This window comes from Acidobacteriota bacterium, assembly GCA_039683095.1.
In the GTDB taxonomy this organism is placed as follows: domain Bacteria; phylum Acidobacteriota; class Aminicenantia; order Aminicenantales; family Saccharicenantaceae; genus RBG-16-66-30.
Window position 1 is genome coordinate 118,681 of record JBDKSB010000012.1, and the last position, 24,715, is coordinate 143,395.

The 24,715-nt window shown below is 64.3% G+C and carries 18 protein-coding genes; 3 read left to right on the forward strand and 15 right to left on the reverse strand.

Annotated features, from left to right (window positions below; genetic code table 11):
• Positions 1-10: 10 nt before the first annotated feature.
• The gene (locus tag ABFD52_08420) at positions 11-1,231 is read left to right on the forward strand and encodes a trypsin-like peptidase domain-containing protein (protein ID MEN6560782.1); all 1,221 of its coding nucleotides are present in this window, start codon (positions 11-13) and stop codon (positions 1,229-1,231) included.
• Here the strand turns inward: ABFD52_08420 and ABFD52_08425 are convergent.
• From ABFD52_08425 to ABFD52_08470, 10 genes are all read right to left on the reverse strand, one after another.
• On the reverse strand, positions 1,228-2,352 hold the full coding sequence (locus ABFD52_08425) for a succinylglutamate desuccinylase/aspartoacylase family protein (GenBank protein MEN6560783.1): 1,125 nt from the start codon (positions 2,350-2,352) through the stop codon (positions 1,228-1,230). The two genes, ABFD52_08420 and ABFD52_08425, sit on opposite strands and share 4 nt — an antisense overlap.
• 4 nt (positions 2,353-2,356) lie before the next feature.
• The gene (locus ABFD52_08430; GenBank protein ID MEN6560784.1) at positions 2,357-2,500 is read right to left on the reverse strand and encodes a hypothetical protein; all 144 of its coding nucleotides are present in this window, start codon (positions 2,498-2,500) and stop codon (positions 2,357-2,359) included.
• Between the two features lie 8 nt (positions 2,501-2,508).
• Positions 2,509-3,777 carry a Na+/H+ antiporter NhaC family protein gene (locus ABFD52_08435; GenBank protein ID MEN6560785.1) on the reverse strand — a complete coding sequence of 423 codons (1,269 nt, stop codon included), beginning with the start codon at positions 3,775-3,777 and terminating at the stop codon, positions 2,509-2,511.
• A 25-nt stretch (positions 3,778-3,802) separates the two neighbouring features.
• Positions 3,803-4,384 carry a DUF6305 family protein gene (locus ABFD52_08440; protein ID MEN6560786.1) on the reverse strand — a complete coding sequence of 194 codons (582 nt, stop codon included), beginning with the start codon at positions 4,382-4,384 and terminating at the stop codon, positions 3,803-3,805.
• A gap of 81 nt (positions 4,385-4,465) precedes the next feature.
• A complete protein-coding gene (locus tag ABFD52_08445) occupies positions 4,466-5,488 on the reverse strand; it encodes a zinc-dependent alcohol dehydrogenase family protein (GenBank protein MEN6560787.1) in 1,023 nt (340 codons plus the stop codon).
• A gap of 51 nt (positions 5,489-5,539) precedes the next feature.
• Complete coding sequence (locus tag ABFD52_08450; GenBank protein ID MEN6560788.1) at positions 5,540-6,646, reverse strand: ABC transporter ATP-binding protein; 1,107 nt, start codon at positions 6,644-6,646, stop codon at positions 5,540-5,542.
• Between the two features lies 1 nt (position 6,647).
• Positions 6,648-7,751: an ABC transporter ATP-binding protein gene (locus tag ABFD52_08455; GenBank protein ID MEN6560789.1), complete on the reverse strand. Its 1,104-nt coding sequence runs from the start codon at positions 7,749-7,751 to the stop codon at positions 6,648-6,650.
• A gap of 3 nt (positions 7,752-7,754) precedes the next feature.
• Positions 7,755-8,627 (reverse strand): carbohydrate ABC transporter permease, encoded by an 873-nt coding sequence (locus ABFD52_08460; GenBank protein MEN6560790.1) that lies wholly within the window; start codon positions 8,625-8,627, stop codon positions 7,755-7,757.
• Positions 8,628-8,629: 2 nt separating this feature from the next.
• Entirely contained in the window at positions 8,630-9,508 is an 879-nt protein-coding gene (locus ABFD52_08465) for a sugar ABC transporter permease (GenBank protein MEN6560791.1), read from the reverse strand.
• Positions 9,492-10,871 carry a sugar ABC transporter substrate-binding protein gene (locus ABFD52_08470; GenBank protein ID MEN6560792.1) on the reverse strand — a complete coding sequence of 460 codons (1,380 nt, stop codon included), beginning with the start codon at positions 10,869-10,871 and terminating at the stop codon, positions 9,492-9,494. The genes ABFD52_08465 and ABFD52_08470 overlap by 17 nt, the downstream gene beginning before the upstream one ends.
• A 317-nt stretch (positions 10,872-11,188) precedes the next feature.
• Between ABFD52_08470 and ABFD52_08475 the strand changes: the two genes are divergently transcribed.
• Positions 11,189-14,002 carry a TonB-dependent receptor gene (locus ABFD52_08475; GenBank protein ID MEN6560793.1) on the forward strand — a complete coding sequence of 938 codons (2,814 nt, stop codon included), beginning with the start codon at positions 11,189-11,191 and terminating at the stop codon, positions 14,000-14,002.
• A 399-nt stretch (positions 14,003-14,401) separates the two neighbouring features.
• Here ABFD52_08475 and ABFD52_08480 read toward each other — a convergent pair whose 3' ends face one another.
• The 5 genes from ABFD52_08480 to ABFD52_08500 all read right to left on the reverse strand — a co-directional run bounded on the left by ABFD52_08480 (position 14,402) and on the right by ABFD52_08500 (position 21,156).
• Entirely contained in the window at positions 14,402-15,379 is a 978-nt protein-coding gene (locus ABFD52_08480; GenBank protein ID MEN6560794.1) for a CehA/McbA family metallohydrolase, read from the reverse strand.
• A gap of 50 nt (positions 15,380-15,429) precedes the next feature.
• Positions 15,430-16,431 (reverse strand): GntR family transcriptional regulator, encoded by a 1,002-nt coding sequence (locus ABFD52_08485; GenBank protein ID MEN6560795.1) that lies wholly within the window; start codon positions 16,429-16,431, stop codon positions 15,430-15,432.
• Between the two features lie 102 nt (positions 16,432-16,533).
• Positions 16,534-18,084: a DUF3152 domain-containing protein gene (locus ABFD52_08490; GenBank protein ID MEN6560796.1), complete on the reverse strand. Its 1,551-nt coding sequence runs from the start codon at positions 18,082-18,084 to the stop codon at positions 16,534-16,536.
• 37 nt (positions 18,085-18,121) lie between these two features.
• On the reverse strand, positions 18,122-19,081 hold the full coding sequence (locus tag ABFD52_08495) for a tetratricopeptide repeat protein (protein MEN6560797.1): 960 nt from the start codon (positions 19,079-19,081) through the stop codon (positions 18,122-18,124).
• 35 nt (positions 19,082-19,116) lie between these two features.
• Positions 19,117-21,156, reverse strand: a complete 2,040-nt coding sequence (locus ABFD52_08500) for a GWxTD domain-containing protein (GenBank protein ID MEN6560798.1) — start codon at positions 21,154-21,156, stop codon at positions 19,117-19,119.
• 476 nt (positions 21,157-21,632) lie between these two features.
• On the opposite strand from ABFD52_08500, the gene ABFD52_08505 reads away from it, so the two are divergent.
• Positions 21,633-24,713, forward strand: a complete 3,081-nt coding sequence (locus ABFD52_08505) for a TonB-dependent receptor (protein MEN6560799.1) — start codon at positions 21,633-21,635, stop codon at positions 24,711-24,713.
• Positions 24,714-24,715 lie beyond the last annotated feature (2 nt).

Sequence of the window (24,715 nt, forward strand, 5' to 3'; positions counted from 1 at the left end):
AGAGATCACCATGACATCGCGGATTCCAAGAACGTTCTTCCTGGGCCTCGTCGCGCTGAGCCTGGCCCTTTTCGCCTGCGCCGATGCGGGCTCCCGCGAAGCCGGTCGTCCGGCCGCCGGGGCGACGACCGCCGGTCCGGAGACCGGCGGCGCGCCGCCAGCGTCGCCCGGGACGCCCGCCGCGGGCGCCGCCGCGGCCGTGCCCGCCGGCAGCCCGACCTGGGGCGAGCAGGCGAGCCAGGCCCCGGCGAACGCCCGGCTGACCGAGGACGAGCGGAACACGATCGACATCGTCCGCCGGACCAAGAACTCCGTCGTCTATATCACCAACCTCCAGTACGCCCGGGATTTCTTCTTCACGACCGACGAGCTGGTGCCTCAGGGCAGCGGCTCGGGCTTCGTCTGGGACGGCCAGGGGCACATCGTCACGAACTTCCACGTCATCAATGACGGCGTCAAGTACATGGTCAGCCTGCCCGACCAGAGGCAGGTCGAGGCCACGCTCGTCGGCCGCGACGAGATGAAGGACATCGCCGTGCTTAAGCTCGGCCAGCGGGTCACCGGCCTCGAGCCGCTGGCCATCGGGACGTCGCGGGACCTCCAGGTCGGCCAGAAGGTCATCGCCATCGGCAACCCCTTCGGCTTCGACCACACGGTCACGACGGGGATCGTCAGCGCCCTGGGCCGGGCCATGCCGGGCGCGGGCGGGGTCACGATCCGCGACATGATCCAGACCGACGCCTCGATCAACCCCGGCAATTCGGGCGGCCCCCTGCTCGATTCGGCCGGCGAGATCATCGGGATGAACACGATGATCGCCAGCCCCTCGGGGACGTCGAGCGGGGTCGGCTTCGCCGTTCCCGTGGACGCCATCCGCAAGATCGTGCCCCAGCTCATCGAGTCCGGCAGGGTCACCCGGCCGGACATCGGCGGCGTGTCCTTCGTCCGGGATGAGGTGGCCCAGCGGGCCGGGATCGAGGGGGCCGTCGTCCTCGAGGTGGCCCGGTCCAGCCGGGCCTACGATCTCGGGCTGCGCGGCGTCTATCGGGACAGCTTCGGCCGGCTGCTCATCCGGGACGTCATCACCGGCATCGACGGGACCAAGGTCAAGTCCTTCGACGACCTCTTCGCCGCCCTGGACATTCACAAGATCGGCGACTCGGTCGCGCTGACGGTCCTGCGGGAAGGCAAGACGCGGACCGTGACCATGCAGCTCGTCAGCAACGATTAGCGCAGGAAGGGCCCGAGCCCGTCCTCCAGGACCCTGGCCCGGTCGGGCAGGCCCTCGACCGCGACCGCCTTCGCCGGGTCGATCTCGGCCTGGCTCTGGAGGATGGCCGATATGGCGGCCAGGTGACGGGCCACCCGCTCGTCGAGGGGAATGCCCTTCTCGTCATAGGGGACGAACAGCCGCCCCAGCCGCGAGGCCCTGAGGTAGGCCTTGTCCTTGCCCTCGACGACCAGGGCGGCGGTCGTCCGTCCCTTCAGCCGGCCCTGAACGGGATTCGGCGTCTCGATCAGGAGGGCCTTGATCCCCGCCGCGTCGCCCCACTCCCGGTGGCTCAAGCCCCGCAGTTTCTGCGGCGAAGCCTCGAGCCGGAACTCGAGCCCTTCTGCCTGGAGCGACATCTGGGCCAGGGCGGCCAGCTCGGCGCTGTCGTCGTGGAAGACGATGGCGTTGATGACCGGGTACTCGGGCGCCGACTCGTGAAGGTCGACGCCGAGATCGACCCGCTCCCGGCGGATGACCTCCATGATCCCGAAGGCTGTCCGCTCCGTCAGGTAGCCCCGCGGCCGTCCGGGATAGCAGCGGTTGAGGTTGCGCACCTCGGAGGCCGAGAGCATCTGCCCGGCCGGGTTCTCGTACAGCGTCGGGTCCGGCCATTGGTGGACGGGGTTGGACAGCCGCGAACCAAGGCGGAACTGCCGCGGCCCGCTCCGCGACGGGACCGTGAATCTCTGCGGGTTGGCCTCCTGGGGATCGTTGCAGGTGAAGCCGCTGGCGTTGGCCCGGGGGATGACGATGACCTTGCCCCGGAGCGCGCGCAGGTTCTCGACCAGGACGACGGCGGCGACGAAGCCGGCCGGCTCGTTGGGATGGGCGCCGCCCGTGACAAGCACCGTCCCCCCGGCCTCCGGACCCTCGAAGATATAGACGTCGGTGTCGCCCGGCGTGCCGGCCAGGGCCGGAAAGTAGTCGCTGAGAAGCGCCTGCCGCGTCAGGCCAGGGCCGGGATGGATGGCCTCGGCCGCCCTCATGCTCAGGAACGAGCGGCCGGCCAGGAACGCCGCGGCGGCGCCCAGGGCCAGGAGCCCGGCGGCCGTCAGGAGAGAGGTCTGGCTCGTCTTCATCGCTTCACTTGATCAGGAACAGGCGGAGAGCAAAGAGCACCAGGACGACGACCGGGCCGATCCGGTCCCGGAGCCTCGTCCGCCCGAAGACGCCGAGGACGATGAGCCCGGCGAAATAAAGGACGATGAGGCGGTAAACTATGTCCATGCTCTCCTCTAGATGAACCGGTCCAGGAACGAGGCGTTAAGCAGGATGGTGATGGCCCAGGCCAGGATGGCCAGGGCCGGGACGAAGCAGTACCTGAGGATGCGGGTGAAGCTTCGCTCGCCGACGACCTGGCCGGCGAACCGGCCGGCCAGGGCCGCCGGCGGGATGAGATCGCCGAGGCCGACGACGGCCGACAGGGCGGTCGAGGTGATCAGGGCGTTCTTGCTTATGAGGGCCAGGATGAACGGCACCCCGAGGATGGAGCTGGCCCCGAAGGCCGAGATGCCGCCGAAGACGGGCATGCCCAGGGCGATGGCCACGTAGAGTAGGGCGCCGGGCAGGGCCAGGAAGGTCATGACGATCCAGCCCCGCGCCCCGGTCAGGGTCATGACCTGGATGAACATGCCCACGCCGGCCAGGATGGTCAGGATAGGCATGGCCTCCTCGACGGCCCGGCGGCTGACCTTCCAGAAGTTGAAGCGGCGGCCGCAGACCGTGCCGAGGAGGCTGCCGGCCAGGAAGATGCCGGGGATGCCGGGATTGGGCATGATCCGGACCAGGGCCCGCTCGCCGATCATCAGGCCGATGACGGCCAGGAGCGGCAGGTAGAGCTTCGGCCCGTAGCGCCCATAGGCCGAGGGAGGCAGGATGGCCTTCATCTCTTCCGCGTCGACGACCTTGACGTGCCGGAGGCCGATCCAGAGCGGGATGACGACCGCCAGCGGCGCGACGATGATGAGGAGCGGCAGCGTCACGCCGACGTAGGGCATGTCGACGCCCCCGCCCATGATCATGACCAGAATGTTGATGGGCGGGGCGATCATCCCCAGCACCGCGGCCATGGCGATGAAGGCCCCCGTCCGGAGCGGCGTGAGCCCGAGCTTCATGAGGACCGGGGCGACGAGCGGTCCCGAGGTCAGGACGCTGGCCGTCGAGGAGCCGGTGATCATCCCCGGGAACATGACCAGGAGATTGGCCGTCAGGAGGAGGAGCGCCTTCCTCCGGTGGAACAGCCGGAGCAAGACGGCGGCCAGGCTGTCGAGCGCGCCCGAGGCCTGGAGGACCTTCATGAACAGGACGGCCGTCAGGATGATCAGCATGACGTCGAAGAAGCCAAAGCTGCCCTCGACGAGATGGCGCAGCGGAAGGCCCTCGCCCCCGGCCAGGGCGCCGGCCACGGCGGCGCCCATGAGGCAGAGGCCGATGGGCCATTTCAGGACGGCGGCCGCCAGCACGAAGACGGCCACCATGATCAGGAAAACGGCGTATTCCGGCAAGCCCTCCGCCTTTCCGTCCCGGCCGTCAGGCCTTGGGCTTGAACGCGCTCTTCAGGACCTCGGCGGCTTCGGCCGTTTTCTCGACAGCCACGAGCGGGATGCCGCGGGCCCGGCAGATCTTCGAGAACAGGCCGTCCGCGTCAGCCGACTTGACGATGACGGCCATCCGGGCGGCCGGCAGGTACTCGGCGACCATGGCGTCGGTCAGCTCGCCGCGGCGCTGCTCCCCGCCGAGATGGAGGAAGAGAACGGGGATCTTTCTCCTGGCCGCCTCGGCCAGAAGGGCCTTGACCCGCGCCTTTTCCTTGGCGGTGTCGAGGCCCGCCGCGCCGAGGCCTTTCAAGCTGGCCCCGACGACGAGGCCGAGCGTCCCGGCCCCGCCAAGGTCCCTGGCGGTGGCCAGTTTAGCCAATGTAGTCTCGATGCCGGCCCGCTTGGCCAGGACGACGGCCAGCTGGACGTCCGGGCTCTGGCCGGCCGAGGTGATGAGCATCGGCGGGTCGAAGACGGGGCCCTGGCCGGCGCCGGTTTGCGCCGCGGCGACCGGGAGAAGAGCCAGGGCCGCCGCGGCGGCCGCGGCTCCGGCGATGAACCGTAAGAACTTCATGGCCTCACACCTCCGAAGCCCTATCTTGCCAAATCGGACGGAGCAATGCAAAGGATTCCTTCCCGGCCGCCGGCGCGCCGCTCACTCGAAAGCGATCTGGACCTTCATGAGATCGAGCCGGCTCATCTTCCGGCTCAGGAGCTCCGGGAACTTCTCCAGAGGGTACTGTAAGGACAGGAGCGGATCCGTCCGGACCTTGCCGCTGGACAGCATCTGGATGGACTGATGGAAGTTCTTGCGGATCGCGAACGAGCCGACGATCTTCCAATCGTTGAGGAAGATCTCATAGGGATTAACACTGATCTTCGAATCCTTCGGGCAAACGCCGAAAACCAGGAAGGTCCCCGCCTTCTTCAGATAGGCGAAGGACCTCTCGATGATAGCGGGGATCCCCGTCGCGTCGACGACGTAGTCGAAGCCGCGGGGTGCGACGGCCTTGATGGCTTCCGGCTCGCGGCCGTCGGCCGCGAAGGTGAGGTCGGCGCCCAGCTCGCGGGCCATCCTCAGCTTTTCGGCGTCCAGGTCCAGGACGGCGACGCGGGCCGCGCCGCCGGCCTTGAGGCTCTGAAGAAGCAGCAGGCCGATCGGACCGGCGCCGACGACGAGCACATCGCTCCCGAACCGGATCTCGGCCAGATCCAGGCCATGGGCCACGCAGGCGAGCGGCTCGACGAAGGCGCCTTGGGTGAAGCTGATCGCGTCGTCGAGCGGGAAAACGTTCTTGAACGGCACCGCCACGTATTCCGCAAAGGCCCCGTTGGCATGACGGCCGGAGACCCCGATGACCCGCAGGTCCTCGCAATGGTTCTGGAGGTTCCGTTTGCAGAAATAACAGGCTTCGCAAAAGACGTTGGGGTCAGCCGTCACCCGGTCCCCTTCCTTGAAATAGCGGACGCCCCGGCCGACCCGGTCGACGACGCCGGAAAACTCATGGCCAGGGATGACCGGGAATTCGGTGAAGTATTCCCCCTTGAAGATATGGATATCCGTGCCGCAGAGGCCGACCGCCTTGACCTTGATCAGCACCTCGTCATCCTTGATCTCGGGGACTGGCACGTCCCGCACCTCAACCTGCTTTGGACCCGTGAAAACCGCCGCCTTCATAATTCCTCCTTGTCTCGCGGGGCCGGGCTGACAGCGCGCCGCCCGGCCGGATTATAAGCGTTCCCCCGTTCGGGGGTCGAACAGTATGATCTTTTCGACGTCGGGGCCTATCTGCACCGGCTGGCCGCGCTTCAAGGACAGGCCGGGTTTGGTCAGGAGGGTGAGGGCGTTCCGGCCGCGGCGGACCTCGAGGACGCCTTCCTCGCCGAGCGATTCATAGACCTCGACGGAAGCCTCCAGAACGTCCCCGAGCGGACCGCCGGCCAGGCGGATATGCTCGGGCCTGATGCCGAGCGTGACCGGCTGGCCTGGAAGGATCGTCCGGGGCCTGGAGAACGGGGACGGTCCGACCGGGAGGCGGAGGCTCCCGTCCTCAGACAGGAACGACGGGGCGGCCCCGTCGCCCTCCAGCCGGCCGGCCATGAAATTCATGGGCGGCTCGCCGACGAAGCCGGCGACGAACGTGTTCGCCGGCCGGGCATAGACGCCGTCGGGAGTGTCGATCTGCTGCACCTGGCCCGCGTTCATGACCGCGATCCGGTCGGCCAGGGCCATGCCCTCCAGCTGATCGTGCGTCACATAGATCATCGTCCGACGCGTCCTGTCATGCAGGGCCTTGAGACGGGCCCGGACCTTGACGCGCTGGTCGGAGTCCAGGTGGGACAGGGGCTCGTCCATCAAATAGACGTCCGCGTCCCGGATGAGGCAGCGGGCCAGCGACACCATCTGCTGCTGCCCGCCGCCGAGCTGCCCCGGCTTGCGTTCCAGGACCTGGTCGATCTCGAGCAGCGAGGCGATCTCGCTCAGGCGAGATTCGATCTCGGCCGGGCTGCACATCGAGGCCCGCAGGGGAAAGACGATATTCTCCTTGACGGTCAGCGGCGGGTACAGCGCGTAGTTCTCGAAGGCCAGGGCCACCCGCCGCTTGCCCGGCTCGAGACCGTCGACCCGCCTCGCGCCGATATGGATCTCCCCCGCCGTGGCGGACTCGAGCCCGGCGATCAGGCGCATGGTCGTGGTTTTGCCGCACCCCGAAGGGCCCAGGAAGACCATGATCTCGCCGTCGCGGCAGCGGAGGTCGACGCCCTGGACGGCGGCGACCTTCTTCCCTCCGGAGAAGAACTCCTTGCGAACCCCTTCGAGCCTGACCTCGGCCATGTTAACCTTCTTTGATCCTCTGTCCCGAGGGGCCGAAATAGAGGACGTCTTCGGGCTGGACGGAAAGGAACAGCCCCTCGTCCGCCTCAGGCAGGCCGGCCCGGTCCGCGGTGACGGCCAGCGACGTCCCGCCGACCGCAACGAACTGAATGTGCCTGTTCCCCAGCCGCTCGGTCATCAGGCGGACGGCTGGGACCGCGCCGGGCGCCTCTGCCGCCACGATCCCGATCGCGGCCGGCCGGATCCCCGCGGTGATCCGTCCCGGGCTCAGCTCCTCCAGGCGCCCCCGCTGCTTCGCGGGGACGGGAAAAGCCAGGGCTCCGTCCAGGGAGGCGAAGATGAGGCCGTCTCCCTGAACGAGGACCCGCCCTTCGACCAGGTTGATCCGCGGATAGCCGAGCTGGGAAGCCACGAAGATGTCCTCCGGCGCCGCGTAAACCTCCTCGGGGGTGCCCACCTGATGGATCCGGCCTTTGTCGAGGACGGCGATCCGGTCGGCCAGGGAGAGCGCTTCCATATAATCATGGGTGACGAAAACAACCGCCGATTCGAGCCGGCCCTTGAGCTTCTTGAGCTCCCGGCGCATCTGGTGCCTCAGCTTGGCGTCGAGATGGGACAGAGGCTCGTCCATCAGGAAGACCTTGGGCTTCCGGACGAGAGCCCGTCCGAGCGAGACCCTCTGCCGCTGACCGCCGCTGAGCTCGGCCGGGCGTCTCTCGAGCAGGCCCTCGATCTCCAGCATGCGGGCGACTTCTTCTACCCGGGCCGAGATCTCGGCGGGGCTCGCCTTGCGGCGCTTGGACCTCAAGGGGAAAGCGATATTGTCGAAGACCGTCAGGTGGGGATAAAGGGCGTAGTTCTCGAAGATCATGGCCGCATCTGGCTCCGGCGAGCCCGGGCCCGTGATCCGCTCCCCGTCGATCCGGATCTCCCCTTCCGAAACGTCCTCGATCCGGGCGATCATCTTGAGCGTCGTGGTCTTGCCCGCCCCCGCCGGACCGAGGATGACGAAGAACTCGGCCGGCCCGATCTCCAGGTCCATCCGGTCAACGGCGACCAGCTTGCCGTATCTCTTGGTCACGCCAGCGAACGTAACGGCGGCCATGGCCTAACCCCTCACCGCCCCGAAACTGAGGCCCCGGACCAGGTATTTTTGGATGAACAGCGCGATGACGATCTCGGGCAGGATGGTCACCATCGAGGCCGCCGCCATCTGCCCCCAGAGGACCGACTCGTACGAAATGAAGCCGAGCATGCCCACGGTGACCGGGAAAGTCTCTTTCGCGCCCAGGACGAGCCCGAAGATGAAATTGTTCCAGGCGAAGATGAAGGCCAGGATGGCGGTCGAGGCCAGGCCCGGCTTGACCAGCGGCAGGCAGATCTTGCGGAATATGGCGAACCGTGAATAGCCGTCCAGGCGGGCCGCCTGTTCGATCGACTCGGGAATGTCCTCGAAATAGCCGCGCATGAGCCAGATGATCAGCGGCAGGGTGACGAGCTGGTAGACGAGGATCATGCCGACATAGGTGTTGTACAGCCCCAGGCTCCGGTAGATCACGAAGATGGGGATGATGACGGCGATCTCGGGCGCGAACCTGAAGCTCAGGAACGTGAAAGCGATGTTCTCCTTGAGCTTGATCTTGAACCGGGCCAGGGCGTAGGCCGCCGGAACGCCGGCCAGGAGGGACACCAGCACGGCCCCGCTCGTGATGATCAGGCTGTTCAGGAAGTAGTGGACGAACTCGGGCCGGGCCGTTTCCGCTCCGGCGGCCTTGACCCCGATCAATATGGCCTTGTAGTTCTCCAGGGTCGGGGTAAAGACGATCCGGGGAACGCTGGCGATGATCTCCTTGTCCGTTTTGAGGGAGATCAGGAAGATCCAGAGGATCGGGGCCAGGGCCAGCGCCAGCATGACGGCCAAGCCGGCATAGATCAGGGCCTTCCTGATCACCAAACCCAGACGCTCGTGTCGGCTGTTCATGGCTATCGTCCCATCGCGCTCTTGGAGGACTTCATCCAGAGTTTGACGAAGATCTGGCTCATCGCGTAGACGACGGCCCAGAGGACAAGCATCATGGCCAGGGCCGATCCCATGTTGTAGTGGCGGAAGGAGGCGAAATAGGCCTTGACTTGGAGCAGCATGGTCGAGCTTCCCGGACCGCCCTTGGTCGTCGCATAAATGATATCGAAGGTCTTCAGAGAATCGATTGTTCGGAACAGCGCGGCCACGAAAATGAACGGCTTCAGCATGGGCAGGGTCAGCTTCCGGAAGATGAACCAGGCGGACCCGCCGTCGAGCCGGGCTGCCTCGTAGGGCTCTTGAGGCAGGGATCGCAGACCAGCCAGCAGGATGACGATGACAAAGGGCGTATAGATCCAACTGTCAATGATGAGGATGGAAGGCAGGGCGGAGCCGTTCGTGCCCAGCCAGCTGAAGGCTTTCAGGCCGGCGAGCGCGTTCAGGATGCCGTTGGGGGCCATAATGATCTTCCACATCAGCGCCGCGATGACCGGCGGCATCATCAACGGCAGGATGATCAACGAGCGGGCCACCTGGACGCCTTTGACGTCATTGTTGAGAAGGAGGGCCCCGCTGAGCCCCAGCCCGATCTGAACGACCAGGGCCGCGGCCGTATAGCCGATGGTCAACTCGAGAGCCTTCCAGAACGAGGCGTCGCGGCACAGGTCGAGATAATTCTTGATCCCGACAAAGCCGACGCTCGCGCCGCCCAACCGGTAATCGGTCAGGCTGTAATAGACCGACAGGAAAAAAGGATACAGGATCCCGACGGTCAGAAGCGCCGCCGGAAGGATGAAGAGATAAACCTCCGATCTCGCCAGGAACCTATTTTTTGTAGGCATCTGCCACCAGCCGGTCGATATCGGAAGCGGCTTCGTCGAGGGCCTTCTGGGCGTCCTTGCCGCCCCAGATCTCCTGAAGGGCCAGGGCCCACCGGTCGCCCGTGGCGATGAAGGCCCTCTGGGGCGTCCATTGGATGGCCGCGTTCTCCGTGATGTTCTCGTCAACGACCTCCCGGTATCCGGCCCAGCGGTCGGTGATCCGCCGCACCTCGGGATGCTCCCAGACCGACCGGCGCGTCGGGTTCATGTTGCCATGAAGGGCCGTGGACAGCAGCTGTTCCCGGCTCGTCGCCCAGAGCATGAAAAGCCAGGAGGCCAGCTTCCTCGGGCTGGCCGCGTTGACGGCCAGGCCCCAGGACCAGAGGTTGGACTTGACGATCCCGTCGGGTCCGGCGGGAGGCGGCGCGTATCCGACCTTGCCGACGACGCTCGAGCCGGCAGGGTTCTCGTAGCTGGCCGCGAAAAAGTCGCAGTCGGGGTACATGCCGAACGTCCCGGCGCAGAACTTCTGCTTGCCGTCGTACCAGGTGGTGTTCGGCCAGTCCGGCGGGCCGGATTCCTTGATGGCCTTGATCCAGAGCCGGCTGAATTCCACCGCCCGCGGGGCATTGATGCGGCACTTGCCGCTCTCGTCGAAATCGACGCAGCCATAGGAGGCATATCCGGTGAGGAACCCGGTGTTGATCGTCGGCCAGGTGCCGAGCCCGCGGGAGATGATGCCGTAGGCCCCCCCCGCTTGGCCCAGCTTCCGGGCGAAGCCCGGGAACTCGTCATAGGTCCGGGGCGGCCTGGCGCCGGCCTTCTCGGCCCAGTCCTTCCGGTAGGCGAGTATGTACGTCTCGACCTGGATCGGAATGGCCCAGAGGCTGCCCTGGCCGAGGTTGGCCTTGCCGAACTTCCTGTTCCATCGGTTGGCCGCCAGGAGCGAGGGATAGAAATCGTCGACGGCATAGTCGTCCGGCACGCAGGCCGGGTCGTCCAGGAACGTATTCAAAGGCTCCACCCAGCCCGAATCGACGTACCCCCAATTGAGCTGGGGACCGGTCATGAAGACGTCGAGCGTCTTGCTCTTCGTGGACAAGCTGACGATCAGTTTCTCGAAGTATTCTTCCTCTCCCAGGATGCCGTAATCGACCTTGATGCCGGTCAATCTCTCGAAGGCCGCGAGCTCGGGGAGCAGGGATTCGGTAAAGGGATGCTTGTTGAGGCTGATATAGAGGACCTGGCCTTTGCAGGCCTGCCAGTTGAGCTCGCCCCGGGCCGTCCGGATCTGAACCGGTCCGGAAGCGGCCGGCTCTTCCTTCCGGCAGGACGCGACGAAGCCGATGAGGAGGCATATAAGGATGGCCAGCGGTTTCTTCATCTCTGTTCGCTCCAAATCAGTTGCTTTGTACCCCAGCTAAAATTCTGTGTCAACAAAAAACTTGACAATTATATAAATATAAATATAAAGAACCTGACACAGAAACAGCACCAACCATGTTTGTGCAATTTAGGTTGAACAAACGTTTTCCTAGACCTGAAACTTCAAAAATCCTGCGTTATATAAGATTACCTCATCCTTATTATTCGAAAGGAGGTGAGACCGTACCGAAGTCTGGTGATTGGGGAAAAAGTGCGATCTTAAGGGAGATAGGTTAGGACATCCAAAAGGACAAAAAAGGAAGTGGGAGAAGAACGATGCAAAAGAAGTTCAGCACATTGCTTCTCGTAGGTTTGTTGATTCTTCTCACTCAGGCTCTTGTAGCCCAGGAGACCGGCGAGATCTTAGGCAAGGTCACGGATGACGAAAGCGTGGGCCTGCCGGGGGTCTCGATCACCGCGACCAGCCCGAATCTCCAGGGCAAGAGGGCCGCCGTCAGCGACGCGAACGGAACCTTCAGGTTCCCCTTGCTTCCCATGGGGACCTACACGCTGACGCTCGAGTTGAAGGGGTTCTCGTCCCTGATGCTGGAGAATGTCGGCGTGAAGCTCGGCCTGGTGACGAGCCCGATAGCGGTCATGAAGCCGGCGACCGTCGACGCCCAGCTCACCGTCATCGCCGAGGCCCCTTTAATCGACAAGACGAAATCGGACACGTCGTTCAACGTCGATTCCAGGGAGCTGGCCCAGATGCCCATCCAGGGCCGGACCATCAATGAGGTCCTCAGCTACACGCCCGGCGTGACGGGCGTGCGCCACGACACCATCAAGGGAACGGGCAGCGGCGGAACCGACTACGGCGGCGGCAGCATCCGCGGCGAGGGGCCGAACGGGAACAACTGGCTCGTGGACGGGCTGTCCAAGAGGGCCTCGGCCAACAATGGTTTCGGCACCAAGATCAACTTCGACGCCTGGGAAGAGGTCCAGATCATCTCCGACGGGTTCTCCCCCGAGCTGGGAGCCACGTACGGCGGGATCATCAATATCGTGACCAAATCCGGCAGCAACCAGTTCCACGGCGAGATCGGCTCCCTGATCTGGGACCATAACCTCCGGGCTTCGCGGAAGCCCCAGATCGCGATCGCCGTCGAGCCGGTCACGTCCCAGTACGATTTCTTCGGCAACATCGGCGGCCCCATCATCAAGGACAAGCTCTGGTTCTTCCTGTCCGACAACCTCTGGCGCAAGGCCGACGACAACGAAGCCAGCTCGGTCGGCTGGCTGGAGATCCCGGCGGGCCAGCGGCGGGTCAACAGCAACAACGTGCTCGGCAAGCTGACCTATGCCCTGGCGGACAACCACACCCTGTCCTTCAGCGGATCCTATGATTCGTTCCTCAGCCAATCCGGCGGCTTCGGGCTGCCGGACCTCTATACCAAGGTGGACTACGAGGATTATGCCCTGCGCCTGAACTACAAGGGCATCCTCGGCGCCAACACCCTGATCGAGGCGGCCGTCGGGAGGAGCAGTCAAGACAGCGCGGACGCCCCCCTCGACGACGATTACGACAGCATCCGGTTCTCCTACTCCGACATCAACCAGGCCATGGGCAACGTCTCTTCGGCGTCCGGGGTCATCGACCAGAGGACGGATTTCACGACGAGATTCACCCAATACCTGAACACGGAAAAACTCGGGAACCACGAGATCGGCCTGGGCGCGGCCTATTCGTACATCTTCCGGAAGGCCTACAACCACTATACCGGAAGGGACTGGCTCATCGTGCCCAGCGACTACTGGACCGGCGGCTCGACCATCACCTTCACGGAGCAGGGCGTTCCTTACATGCTGACCCAGTACCGGGACCAGGCCTATTTCAACAAAGGCCGCATGTACTCGGCGTATGTGAAGGATAAGGTCACGTTCGGACGGTTGACCCTGATGCTGGGCCTCCGCTCGGAGTCCCAGAGGATCTACGACGACCAGGGCGCCGTCGTTCATGAGATCAGCTGGGGGCTGGACAAGTTCCTGTCCCCGCGGGCCTCGCTGAGCTGGGATGTGACCGGCGACGGGGCCAACGTCATCAAGTTCGGTTTCGGCCGCTTCTCCGACACCATGATCTGGGACATCATGGGCTACTTCACCCAGGGCGGACAGACGACCTTCGTCAAGTATGTTTGGAACGGCCCGACGCCGACCTATGATACGGATACGGAAGCCCTGAAGAACTTCGCCAACTGGACCTACAGGTCCCAGCAGGGAGGAACGGATACGGTCCGGGCCTACAAGCGCGTCCGTGAGGGCACGGGCCCGGATTTCATGAACAAGTTCATCCTGGAATACGACCGCCGCATCGGGGCAAATTGGGCGGCCAAGATCAGGGGCGTCCTTTCGACCCACCGCGACATGCTCGAGGACGTGGCTCTGTTCGACTACACGACCGCCTGGTACGAGCTTATCAATTGGGATCAGAAGAAACGGGATTACTTGGGCCTCGAGCTGGAGATCAACGGCCGGATCGGCGACAAGTTCATCCTGAACAGCTCCTACGTCTGGTCGTCGGCCAAGGGCTCGACCCCCGGCAACTCGGAATATGTCGGGAATTACGGCTGGTCGATGTACCAGACCAACGGCTGCTTCGGGGACCATTACTCCGGACCCGACGATTCCCCCCTGGCCGGACGCTACAACTGGTCCTACGGGTTCGGCGGCCTGGATTACGGCGACGAGGGCTGGTACGGCTACCTGCCCTACAGCTGCGACCATGTGGTCAAGGTCTTCGGCACCTACCTCGCGCCCTACGGCATCATGGTCAGCGCCAGCGCCCAGCTCTATGCCGGCTATCACTGGTCGATCTGGGGCTTCCAGACGGGATACGGATCCTATTGCTACTTCCCGTACGGACGGGGGACGGAGACTGTCCCGGCCCATACTTACGTCGATCTGACGCTCGAAAAGAGCTTCAAGATCGCGTCGAGGATGGTCGCCGGACTGCGCCTCAACGTCTCCAACCTCTTCAACTCGCAGCGTGCCGTTTCCTACGGCAGCGGCGAGGGAAGCACGTTCTTCCGTCAAGTCTGGGGCCGGCAGTTCCCTCGCTGGGTTCAGCTCCAGGCAAGCCTCTCATTCTGATTTCTGCAACATTCCTCCAGAAGAGGGCTCCGTCCTTCCGGGGACGGAGCCCTCTTCTCTTTCCGGCCCTCCCCTCTTTCCGGGTCTTCCTCCCGCGCCGCGGCTGCGGGGGCCGGCTCGAGGGCGGTCGTGACATTCGCCCCCGGCCCGGAATCCGCCCCTCGATAGCTGCTGTTGCGGCGGCAGTCGCCGCTTCCCCCGGCGCTTCCCGGGACCCGGAAACGGTCCCGGCGGCGACGGCAGGTGGACATCAAGATCGAAAGCGGCCGGCGGGCCTGTCTCGGAGGAACGAGCCCGAAGCCATCTAGGAGGCGACCTCCGCAGAGGCCTTGGAAGAGCCCCGCTGAGGCGCGGAGGAGAGCCGGGGCCGCTCCTCCGGACTATCTTCGCTTAAAACGGCTATGGGTTCTCGCGGTAGATGAGGGGCTGGGTCAGCGCGACCCGGCCCTGGCCGTCCGTGACCTTGGCCCGGACGTAACGTTCGCCCTGCGGAAGCTTGAAGGCGGGCGACGGGCCCGTAACGCGGCCCAGGATGCGCCCGCCCGAACCGATGAACAGGGTGGTCAGCGTCGCCCCCTTCTCGGCCCGGATCCGGAGGCGGACCTTTGCCCGGCGGACCCGGATGGACTCGAGAACGACGCCTGTGCTGACATAGAAATCGCCCTTTTCGAAAGCGGCCAAGATGGCCTTTTCGCTCAACTCCGGAGCCCGTACCATGACCCAGGATTTCCCCGGATAGGTGGCGATGGCGTGCATGTCATCGGTGCCGAACCCATACAGCTTCTTTCCCCGGCTCAGGACGTCGTCCCAGATCTGCTCCGTGCCGGGTCTCCCGTTCCCGCCGGCGTTGTTGACCCCGGGGTGGGCGTTCAGGACCTCGAAAAAGACGCAGTCCCGGACGCGGAGGAGTTCCTCGGAGCCGTAGGCCCAGCCCCAGTTGGGATGGCACATGATCGGCACGGCGCCGGCCGCACGGACGGCCGTCACGTTGTTCTGGAGGCAGCCGAGGGCGTCGGAGCCTCCGGCCGGCTTCAAGGTCCCATCGCGCAGGCCCAGGGCCAGCACATGGATGGGGATATCATTAGCCCTGTCGGTGACCTCCATGCCGGGGATGAGAAGGAAGGTCCCGTCCGACAGGCCCCGCAAGTCCTCCACAGCCGTCAGGACGTTATGATCGGTGATGGCCAGGAACTGGTAGCCATGCGACCGGTACCAGTTGACGGCCGTCTCGGGGGACGCGTCGCCGTCATCGGAGTTCGTCGTGTGGGTATGAAGGTTCCCCCTGAACCAATGATCGGATCCGGCCCGCTGGCAGGCCGGGCCGGCGAGCATGACGGCCAGGGCGAGGAGCGAAATGAACGGTATTCGTTCGGTCACGGCATATCCTCCTTGGCGTTGCGGGGCTCTCGATCGGCGGCCTGATCACCCTAGCGTCGCGCGGCCCCGACTTTCTGGCTGATATATGTCTGGACGATCATGAGGGACACCGGGTCGATACAGTCGAAGACATTGAAGACGGGAAGACTCTTGGGTGTCCGTTGCCGGATATCCTCGTACACCGTCGGCGTGAGCAGGAGCACATCGACCGTGCCCAGGATCCTGTCCACCTCGGCGTCGTCGGTGACGAGACAGGACAAGAGCCGGATGCCCTTTCCCAGCTCCGTTTTAAGCACGTCCACAAAGACCGAATTGGAATCGACGTCCCGGCAGATGAATCCGAACTTCGTGCCGCGGTTGAACGAGCTCAGGCGATTCCGGGTTTCGGGAGACATGTTGGTGATCAGGATCTGGATATCGATGGGACGGGACCCGACGATCTCGCGCACTTCGTTGAGATGGAAGCCGGTCGTGACGATCGCCAGCAGATCCCCCTCCCGGCCCTGAAGACCCGCGATCTCCGCCTGCAGATCGCCGACGACGACCGGCCTGACCTCGACCTTCAGCTCCTTTTGGAGGGTCTTCGAGATCTCGCGGACCTGGTAGCCGCTGCACTCGGTGAAGATGACGAACGGGCTGGAGCCGGCGGCCGGGATGTCCTGGAGGGCCGCGTCGATCAGGGCCCGGACCTCCGCCTTGGTCCGGCCGCCCTGCATCATTCTCGTGACGGCCTGCCTCAATTCGGCTTCCGGATCGACACCGTGCGCCGCGGCGCTCTCGGGCGGCGCCCCGGCGTTCGGCGGCACGGTCCCGGGGAGCAGGGCGTAAGTCCCCTTGCCGCGCTTCATGGAGACGAGCCCTTCTTTTTCGAGCTCTTTATAGGCGTTGCGGACCGTCTCGAAATTGATCCCCAGCTCCTTGGCCAGGCGTACGACGCCCGGGAGCAGCTCGTTGTGCTTGATGACGCCCGTCGAAATGTAATACTTGATCAGGTCCTTGAGCTGAAGATACATGGGGATCTTGTTGGTCTTGTCGAGATACAATTTGACCATCTCTCTCTCCCAAGGACGGGTTCTGCCCGCCTCATCTCCCGGCCAGCCTCGCGGGGCCGGCGGTTTTCCGGTCTCGGCGGCCGCCGCGGCAAGCCATCCTTCTCAACGGACCGCCAGCGGCGGCTTGGGCCGGTGGCCGGCGGGGTCATGGTCGTATCCCGGCGCGAGCGGCTCGAGCCGCCGCGCCGCCAGCTCGATCTCCCATTCGAGCGGCCAGGGATTCGGCCGGCACTCCCCGAGCTCTGTGCTCTGCTGAGCCATGATCGGAGCCGGCAGGCCGGGCCCGGGGCACTGGGGTAAGGGATGGTGCATATGCAGGAGGTGCCCCACCTCGTGATTGATGACCATGATGCGATAGGCCGGGAGATCGCCCGTCCACTCCGGCGTGGCCCGGCGCCAGCGGTCGGCGTTGATGACCACGAGCGGACCGTTCTGGCAGGAATACAGGCTCCGGGTGTTATAGGGAGCGCAGAGGCGATCGGCTTCGCCGCCTTCGGCGATGATGACGCGGTACGTCGCCTCAGGGTCCCGCTCGAACGCGAACCCGGCCCGGGCCCAGCCGCGCGGGTCGGTCAGGATGTCGTGCACGGCGCCCGGAAAGTCGGCCAGGGCCGGATCGGCCGAGCGGACCTCCGCCCAGTAGGCCACCCTGACTTCCGCCGGGGGGGCCGTGGCCCGGCCGGGCAGATCATCGAGAACGCTCGCGCTCAGGAATCTGGCGAAGCCGTCCGTCTCATAAACTACCTCGTCATGTCCCGACCGGGAGAAGAGGAAAATGAGGCGGTGATCCCGGAGGTCCTGGTGAGTGACCTCGGCATCCATCGCGGCCAGGTACGGAACCCGGCCACGGTCGAATTCCTCCATTAGGCCCCGGCTTTCCTCCCGGGTGCCGCCGTCCTCGGTATAGATATCGATGATCTTCCCCTGTTGACGGGCCTGCCAATCGGTGAAGGCGGGGATCTCCCCGTAGAGCGCATCGAACAGGAAGACCTCTTTGACGTTCTCGGAGAGGCCGCCGCGTGCCAGGATCGAGGCGATGGCATGGTAGCCGCCGCTGTGCCCGGCCAGGATGAGATCGCCGGGGGTTTCGGTCATGATCGCTCCGGTCCGTCTCAACTCGGCCAGGACGTCGCCGACCAGGTTCCTGAACCCGTCCGCGTCCTCCAGCTTCCCGCCGAACGAGTCCCGGGCGCGCTTGGGCCCCTGCGGCAGAACGAGGATCGCGTTCTTGCCGCTGCGCGCGAACTGTTCGATGACCTGATAGGATCGGAGGACCCCGGCCAGGTCCCGATCCCAGCCGTGGAAATAGAAGACCAGGTCGACCCGCTCGCCCGGCCGATAGCCATTCGGCACGAACACGGCCACGGAGTCGTCGTCGTAATGGCCGCGCCGGGGATAATGATCCCCCTCGTGGGAATAGCCGTTTTGCCGTTGCGGGTGGGGAAAGGGCGCGGAGACCAGATTCATCCTCAGCAGACGGCCGGACCCGGAGTATCTCCTCACCAGTTTCGGGAACCCGCGGCCGCCGCACGCGGCGGAAAGTCCGATGAGGACGGCCAGGGCCAGGATGGCCGACGGCTGGGCGAAGGCCCGGGCGCGCCGTGCGGCTTCGCCGGGGCCGCTGGTTCGCTTCGCGAGCCGCGTTCGGACCATGCTTCGAACCTCCCTCTCCCCGTAAACCCGGGGCTCCTTACTTGATGCCGGCCAGGATGGTCTTGGCCGTTTCGCAGCCCTCCCCCTCCGGCGCCAGGGTTAAATAGGCCGTCAGCTCGGTCTTGGCGCCCTCGTTTTTCCCGAGCCGGAAATAGCACAGGCCCAGCTGATAATGGACCAGGGCGAACGAGGGCTTGGCGCGGGCCGATTTTTCGAAATAGCGGGCCGCTTCGGCGTCGTTCTTCTTGTTGGCTTCGACAACGCCCAGGTTATAAAGCTCTTCGGCCGAGAACTCCGAATCGGGAAAGTCCTTCAGCCGCTCCTGGTATTCGAGCGCCTTGTCTTCCTGACCCAGATGTGAGTACGCGACCGCGAGCAGCTTGACCATCTGGGACGAGCCGGGGTTGAGCGCCAGGGCCTTCTGGGCCGCCTCGACGGCCTGGGCGTACGACCCGGCCCGATAATGAGCGGAGGCGAGGTTCTGATGGGCCTCGGGGATCTCCGGGTCTATCTTCACGGCCTCGGTGAACTCGACGATGGCCGCCGCGAAGTTCCCCTGGTTGAAGAGCTCGATCCCCTGGTCGACGCGGGCCCAGGCTTTCTGGTTGTTCTGGTTCTTCGCCAGCTGCTGCCCCGGCGTCCGCTCGCCGGTCCGGTAAAGGGAGAACGCCGCCAGCCTGCCTTCGTCCCGTGTTTTCGCCAGCCCGGCGATCGCCAGCGATTCCTCGTGGGTTTGAAAGCCCTCCTTCTCGAGCCTGAACACGGCCGTCTTGATCTCCGAAGCGAGGAGGAAAGAGGATTGCCCCCGCTTGTTGGTGACATAATCCTTGCGTAAGGCGCCCTGGTCGGAGCTCGAGACGGTGACTTTGACGCCCCCGACCGGCTGCTGAGAGGAATCCTTCACTTCGACGAGAACGCGGCGGGCCAGGCCTTGCGGGAAGAGAAGTGCCGGGGCCAGCAGAACGAGCAGCGTGACCGGACGGATAAATTTCGCCATCGTCTTCCACTCCCTATCCGAGATGCGTCCGGGGATCACCGGAGGCCGTCGAGCTTCTTGACGATCTCCGGCTGTCCCGGCTCGATCTCGATCGATTTCTTCCAGGCTGAGCGGGCCGATTCGAGCTCTCCCGCCCCGTAATAGCTTTCACCGAGCAGGTTGAGGATCTCGATCTTCGCCCCGAAACGGGAAAGGTATTTCTTGAAATAATAAACGGCCGAACCGAAGCCCTTCTGGAAATAGGCGGATTTCCCCAGCATCTCGTAGATCTCCGGCCGCTCCGCGGCTCTGGACAGGAACCGGACCAGGACGTCCTGGACCGCCGGATAGGCCTTCAACTCGAAAAGGGCCTGGCTCAGGCCCAGGCTGAACTCGAGGGAAGCCGGGTCCTTGCGGCAAGCCTCCTCCAGGAGGATTTTGGCCTCCTCGGGCCGGCCGCTGTTCAGCAGTTGCGTCCCCAGAATATGGGAATAGCCGGGATCATCGAGCGGCGGAAGCGCCTGGGCCAGGCGCCAGAGGGGCCGGGGCACGCGCCCGGCGTTGACGATGAAGTCCTCCCGGGCGGCGCCCAGCTCCTTCTGGTCCCCGTCCAGGAGCGTCGCGACGAGGCGATAGATCCCCGGCTCGAACTCCTTGGGCGCCAGCTCCTCGGAGAAACAGGCGGGATCCCCCAGATCCCGGAGCGAGCGGCTGACGAAGCGGACCTTCTGGTCCTCTCTAAAGAAGGATAGATCGAGGGTCGCCGCGGCCCTCGACTCCGGGCTCATCGGCGGGATGCCGACGCTTATGACCAGCGGGGCGTCCTGGTCGAAGATCCGGCTGGCGACAGGCTGGATCTGGAGATGACCCAGGCGGAACGGCCGGAAGTCCCCGTCCGGGGAGTCCCCGGGCTCCAGGGCCCGGGACAGGAAGACGGGGCCGAGTCCGCGGGCTTCCGCGCGCGGCGGAACTACGATCTCGTCCTCGTAGGAGGTGAATTCCTTGGAGATGGGGTTCTTGATCAGGACGCTGAACTTGAAACGCCCCTCGATCAGGGGGAAGGCGTCCTGGAACGACAACCTCTTGGTCTTCATGTCGGCGACTTCGTCCGCGCCGAAATCCAGCGAGACGTCCTTCTGGAATTGATAGACGGTCCTGTCGGCGGGATCGGAGACCCGGCCGAAGACCTCGAGATGAACAACATAGCGGTCCCCAACCCGACCGATGGAAAGCCGGTTGGGCTCCACGGCATAATGAACGAACCGGCGGCCATCCTTCTCCGCGACGACCTTCAGGAGAGCGTCGTTCGGGACATAGTTCACGGACCGGTCGACCTCGACGATGGACTTGTACTTGAAGAGCTTCTCGGCATAGATGTCATTGACCAGTTTCTGCGGGTAACTCTGGATCGAGGCCAGGAGCGTCTCGGACCGCATCTCGGGCATGCCCCCATATGCATTCTGCTCTCCCGGGATGAGGGACAACGAGACGTTGGCCAGCTCCCGGTCGACGCGGAGCAGGACATTCACCGCCTGAGAGGGGTCGCCGTCGTAGGATTCGATGAGCTCCTTGGCGCCGTGCCTGATGGGGCTGTAGAGGATGTAGTCCCCGATGCCGTCCTCTTGAAAGAAGAGGACGTAAAAGGCCTGGGGAAGCCCGTGGCCATACTCCCCTTGATAGAACCAGAGGTCGATGGGGACCAGGTTCAGGCTCTCCCCGCCGTAAGAGTTCGAGCTCCTGGGTTTGCCCAGGATGATGTGCACGCGTCCTCGATCCGTCTTCCAGCCCGGCTTCGAGGTCCCCTTGCCGAACTTCTCGTTGGCATAGCGGATCCGGTTGTAGTGCTCGATCTTGAATTCGTTCTGCGGGGTTTCCGGGATGGGGTCGCGCTGGTTCCAGAAGGCCTCGATGAAGATGTCCCTCTCCCTGTCGGAAGCCAGTTTCAGGAAGACATCCTTTTCTTTCGCGGTAATGATATAGACGACCTCTTCGTTCAGCCAGGCGCGGTACTTCGGAGGCAAGTCCTCGATCCGGGGAAGCGGCGAAGCGATAAGAAAGCCCGCCACAAGGAGGTGCGTCCAGAAGAATTTTTTCATAAAGTAATACTTATATACTATATTGATATTGATGCGTCAACTATTGTGATGATCGATCCATCCTGCCTGTTCGCGCAGCGGGATCATGATAATGATGTTTTGATGGCGCCGGTCCTTCTTCCGCATCAGTCTGATCCCTCCGCCGAGCCTGGGCGGGAGCGGCAAGCTCATCTCTCTCCGAAGCGGATTGATCCGCCCGCAGACGTCGCGCCTTAAACGCCCGGCCTCCGGACCTTATCGAAACCGCCCGAAAACCCTGGGGGCGGATCGTCCGATCCAGGGCCCTTCGAATCCCGGGAGCGGCCTCCCGATCCGCCCGGCGCCTTGGATCCGCGGAAAGAACAGGCGAGGTCCAGATTCAAAATTTCGCTTGCAATTCGTTTTTGTTGGCTGTTTATTATCGGATATATCAGACATAAACAATCGATTATGTGCGTTCTGCGCGATTTATTACCAAATTCTCAGGGAGGAGCTTCATGAAGGTATCCTTGTCCCGTCCTCTGCTCGTTCTGCTAGCAGCACTCCTCGTCACGACCGCGGGCTACGCCCAGCGGCAGACCGGCTCGATCTCGGGCCGCGTCCTGGATGCGGAGAACAACCCGCTTCCCGGCGCGACCGTCAGCCTGTCGGGCCCGGCCATGATGGGGACGCAAGACTTCGTTTCCTCCGAAACCGGCGCCTTCCGCTTCGCCGCCCTGTCGCCGGGCAGGGACTTCGAGCTCAAGGTCGCCCTGCCGGGCTTCAAGACGGTCATCCGGCCCGGACTCATCGTCGGCGTCGGGCGGACGACCGAGGTCGACATCGTCATGGAGATGTCCACGGTCTCCGAGGAGGTCACGGTGACGGCCCCCTCGCCCGTCGTCGACGTCCAGGCGACCAAGACCAACGTCAACTACAGCGCCCAGTTCCTGGCCAGCCTGCCCATGAACCGGGACCTCTATGACATCCAGAACTCGATCCCCGGGGCCATCTCCGAGGGCGTCGAGTACCGCCGGACGTCGTCGATCCTCGGCGGCACGGTCCGCAGCCAGCTCTACGCCCTCGACGGCGTGCCCCTCAACGACCCGGCCACGAACTACTCGATGGCCAACATCAACGTCGACGTCTACGAGGAGATCGAGTTCGAGACCGGCGGCCACCCGGCCGAGGTCGGTCAGACCGACTCGACCTACGTCAACATCGTCACCAAGAGCGGCGGCAACAAGTTCAGCGGCGGCGTGACCTTCTACTACGCGAACAAGAACCTGGCCGAGAACCTGATCTCCGACGAGCAGGTCCTGGCCCTGGGGGTCAATCCGCCCGAGAAGTTCACGGATTACAAGGACTTGTCCCTGAACCTCGGGGGACCGGTCATCAAGGACCGGCTCTGGTTCTTCGTCAACGGCCGCCGGCTGACGTACGAGCAGGCCAACCCGCTGACGCCCGAGAACCGCATGGCTAATCTCGGCATCGCCAGCACCCACTACGACATGAACCACCAGGAATGGCTTGGCTTCGGCAAGCTGACCTTCCAGATCACGCCCAAGCTCAAGTACTTCGGCATGCTCCACTACAACCACCTCTACGAGCCGGTCTACAACAACAGCTTCGGCTCGGACGCCGACTTCTCCTACACGCGCATCTGGGACCACGAGAACACCTACACGACGACGCACCAGTTCAACTGGATCATCAACCAGGACACGTTCCTCGACATCCGCGGCACCTATGTCTGGCGCAACTTCCCCCTCCACTCGCGCAACGAAGGCGAGTACACCTACTACGACAACACCCAGAAGGTCTATTGGGGGACGGCCGGCTACAACGACGATTACATCCGGAAAAAGACCCTGGCCTCGGTCTCGGCGACCCGCTTCCAGGACGACTTCCTCGGGGCCAGCCACGAGTTCAAGGCGGGCTTCGAGTTCGAGCAATCCGAGTATCACCGGGACTGGTACAGGGCCAACCCCTACTACTCCTACTGGGCCAACTACGCGACCGGCAACCCCTACTATTACAACACGAGCACACGCCAGGGGCGCCTGCGCATCCGGACCTGCCCGGACAGCGCCGGCCAGTGGGACGTCCAGGACCACATCCGCCGCTTCTCGGGCTATCTTCAGGACAGCGCCCGGACGGGCCGCTGGACCATCAACGTCGGGCTGCGGCTCGATTATTCCTATCAGTACGAGCCGCCGCAGTCCCGGCCGGAGCTCCGCTATAACTACGGCCCCGAGCTGCTCAACCCGGTTTACGGCTCCGAGAATCCGAACATCCTGCTCGAGGCTCTCATCGATCAGATCCAGACCGACCCGGCGATGGGCATCTCGCCCTGGGACGCCCTGGCCCTGACCCAGACCAAGACGGTCGTCTCCTTCACCACCCTTTCGCCCCGGCTCGGCGTCGTCTACGACGTGTTCGGGAACGGCAAGACCGCGATCAAGGCCTCCTTCGGCCGCTACTACGAGCCGGTCTGGGCGTCCAAGTACAACGGCGGCCAGATCTTCGGCGCCACCACCTTCGATTTCCGTTGGAACGACCGCAACGCCAACGGTCTGATGGACCTGCCGGCCGACGGCGACACCTATGTCCTGAGCTCCTACCAGGAACAGGATCCGACATTCAACTACTACGCCGAGAACCTCAAGACCCCCTACACGATGGAGCTGTCGCTCGGCGTCGACCAGGAGCTGGCCAAGGACTTCCGGATCGGCGGGCAGTTCCTCTACAAGATCAGCAAGAACATCGTCGACGACGTCGACATGTACAACGGCTACGACCCGACGCTGACCGACGAGAACGGGCTCGTCTGGCTGCCCTACGACGCGACCGATCCCGGCTGGGACGGCGTCTTCGGCACCGGCGACGACAAGACCATCACGGTCTACGGCCTCCGCGATGACCGCCCCGTGCCGACCATGTACGGCGTCAATCCGGCCGGGGCCAAGCGGCAATACTGGGCCGGCATCTTGACCTTCGACAAGCGGATGAGCCACCGCTGGCAGTTCAAGGGCTCCATCCTCTACGGCCGGTTCAAGGGCAACTGCGACCCCGGCTACTCCGCCACCGAGGGCGAATCGACGATGTTCGACGATCCCAACACGCTGACCTACGCCTACGGCTCGGTCTCCTTCGACCGGCCCTTCCAGCTCAAGCTAATGGGCACCTACGTCCTGCCCTACGACATCATCATCAGCGCCTACCTCCAGGCCCGGAGCGGCTCCGGCTGGGGACGGACCTTCGACCGCGTCTACTTCCCGAGCGGCTTCGGAGCCCAGTCGACGTACGCCAGCAGCATCCGGACCGAGCCCGACGGCTCGCGCTGGACGCCGTCCTACACCAACCTCGACCTCCGTCTGGAGAAGGAATTCGTCTTCGCCAAGAAGGTGAAGCTCAGCGTCTACGCCGACGTCTTCAACCTGGCCGGGCGCAGCGGCATCAACATCAACGAAAACCCTTACGCCCGCCTGTACTCGGCGGCGACCACGCCCTACCAGACATTGAGCACGACCTACAAGCAGATCACCAGCGTCTACGGCGTCCGTTCCGTCCGGCTGGGCGCCCGAGTCACGTTCTGACC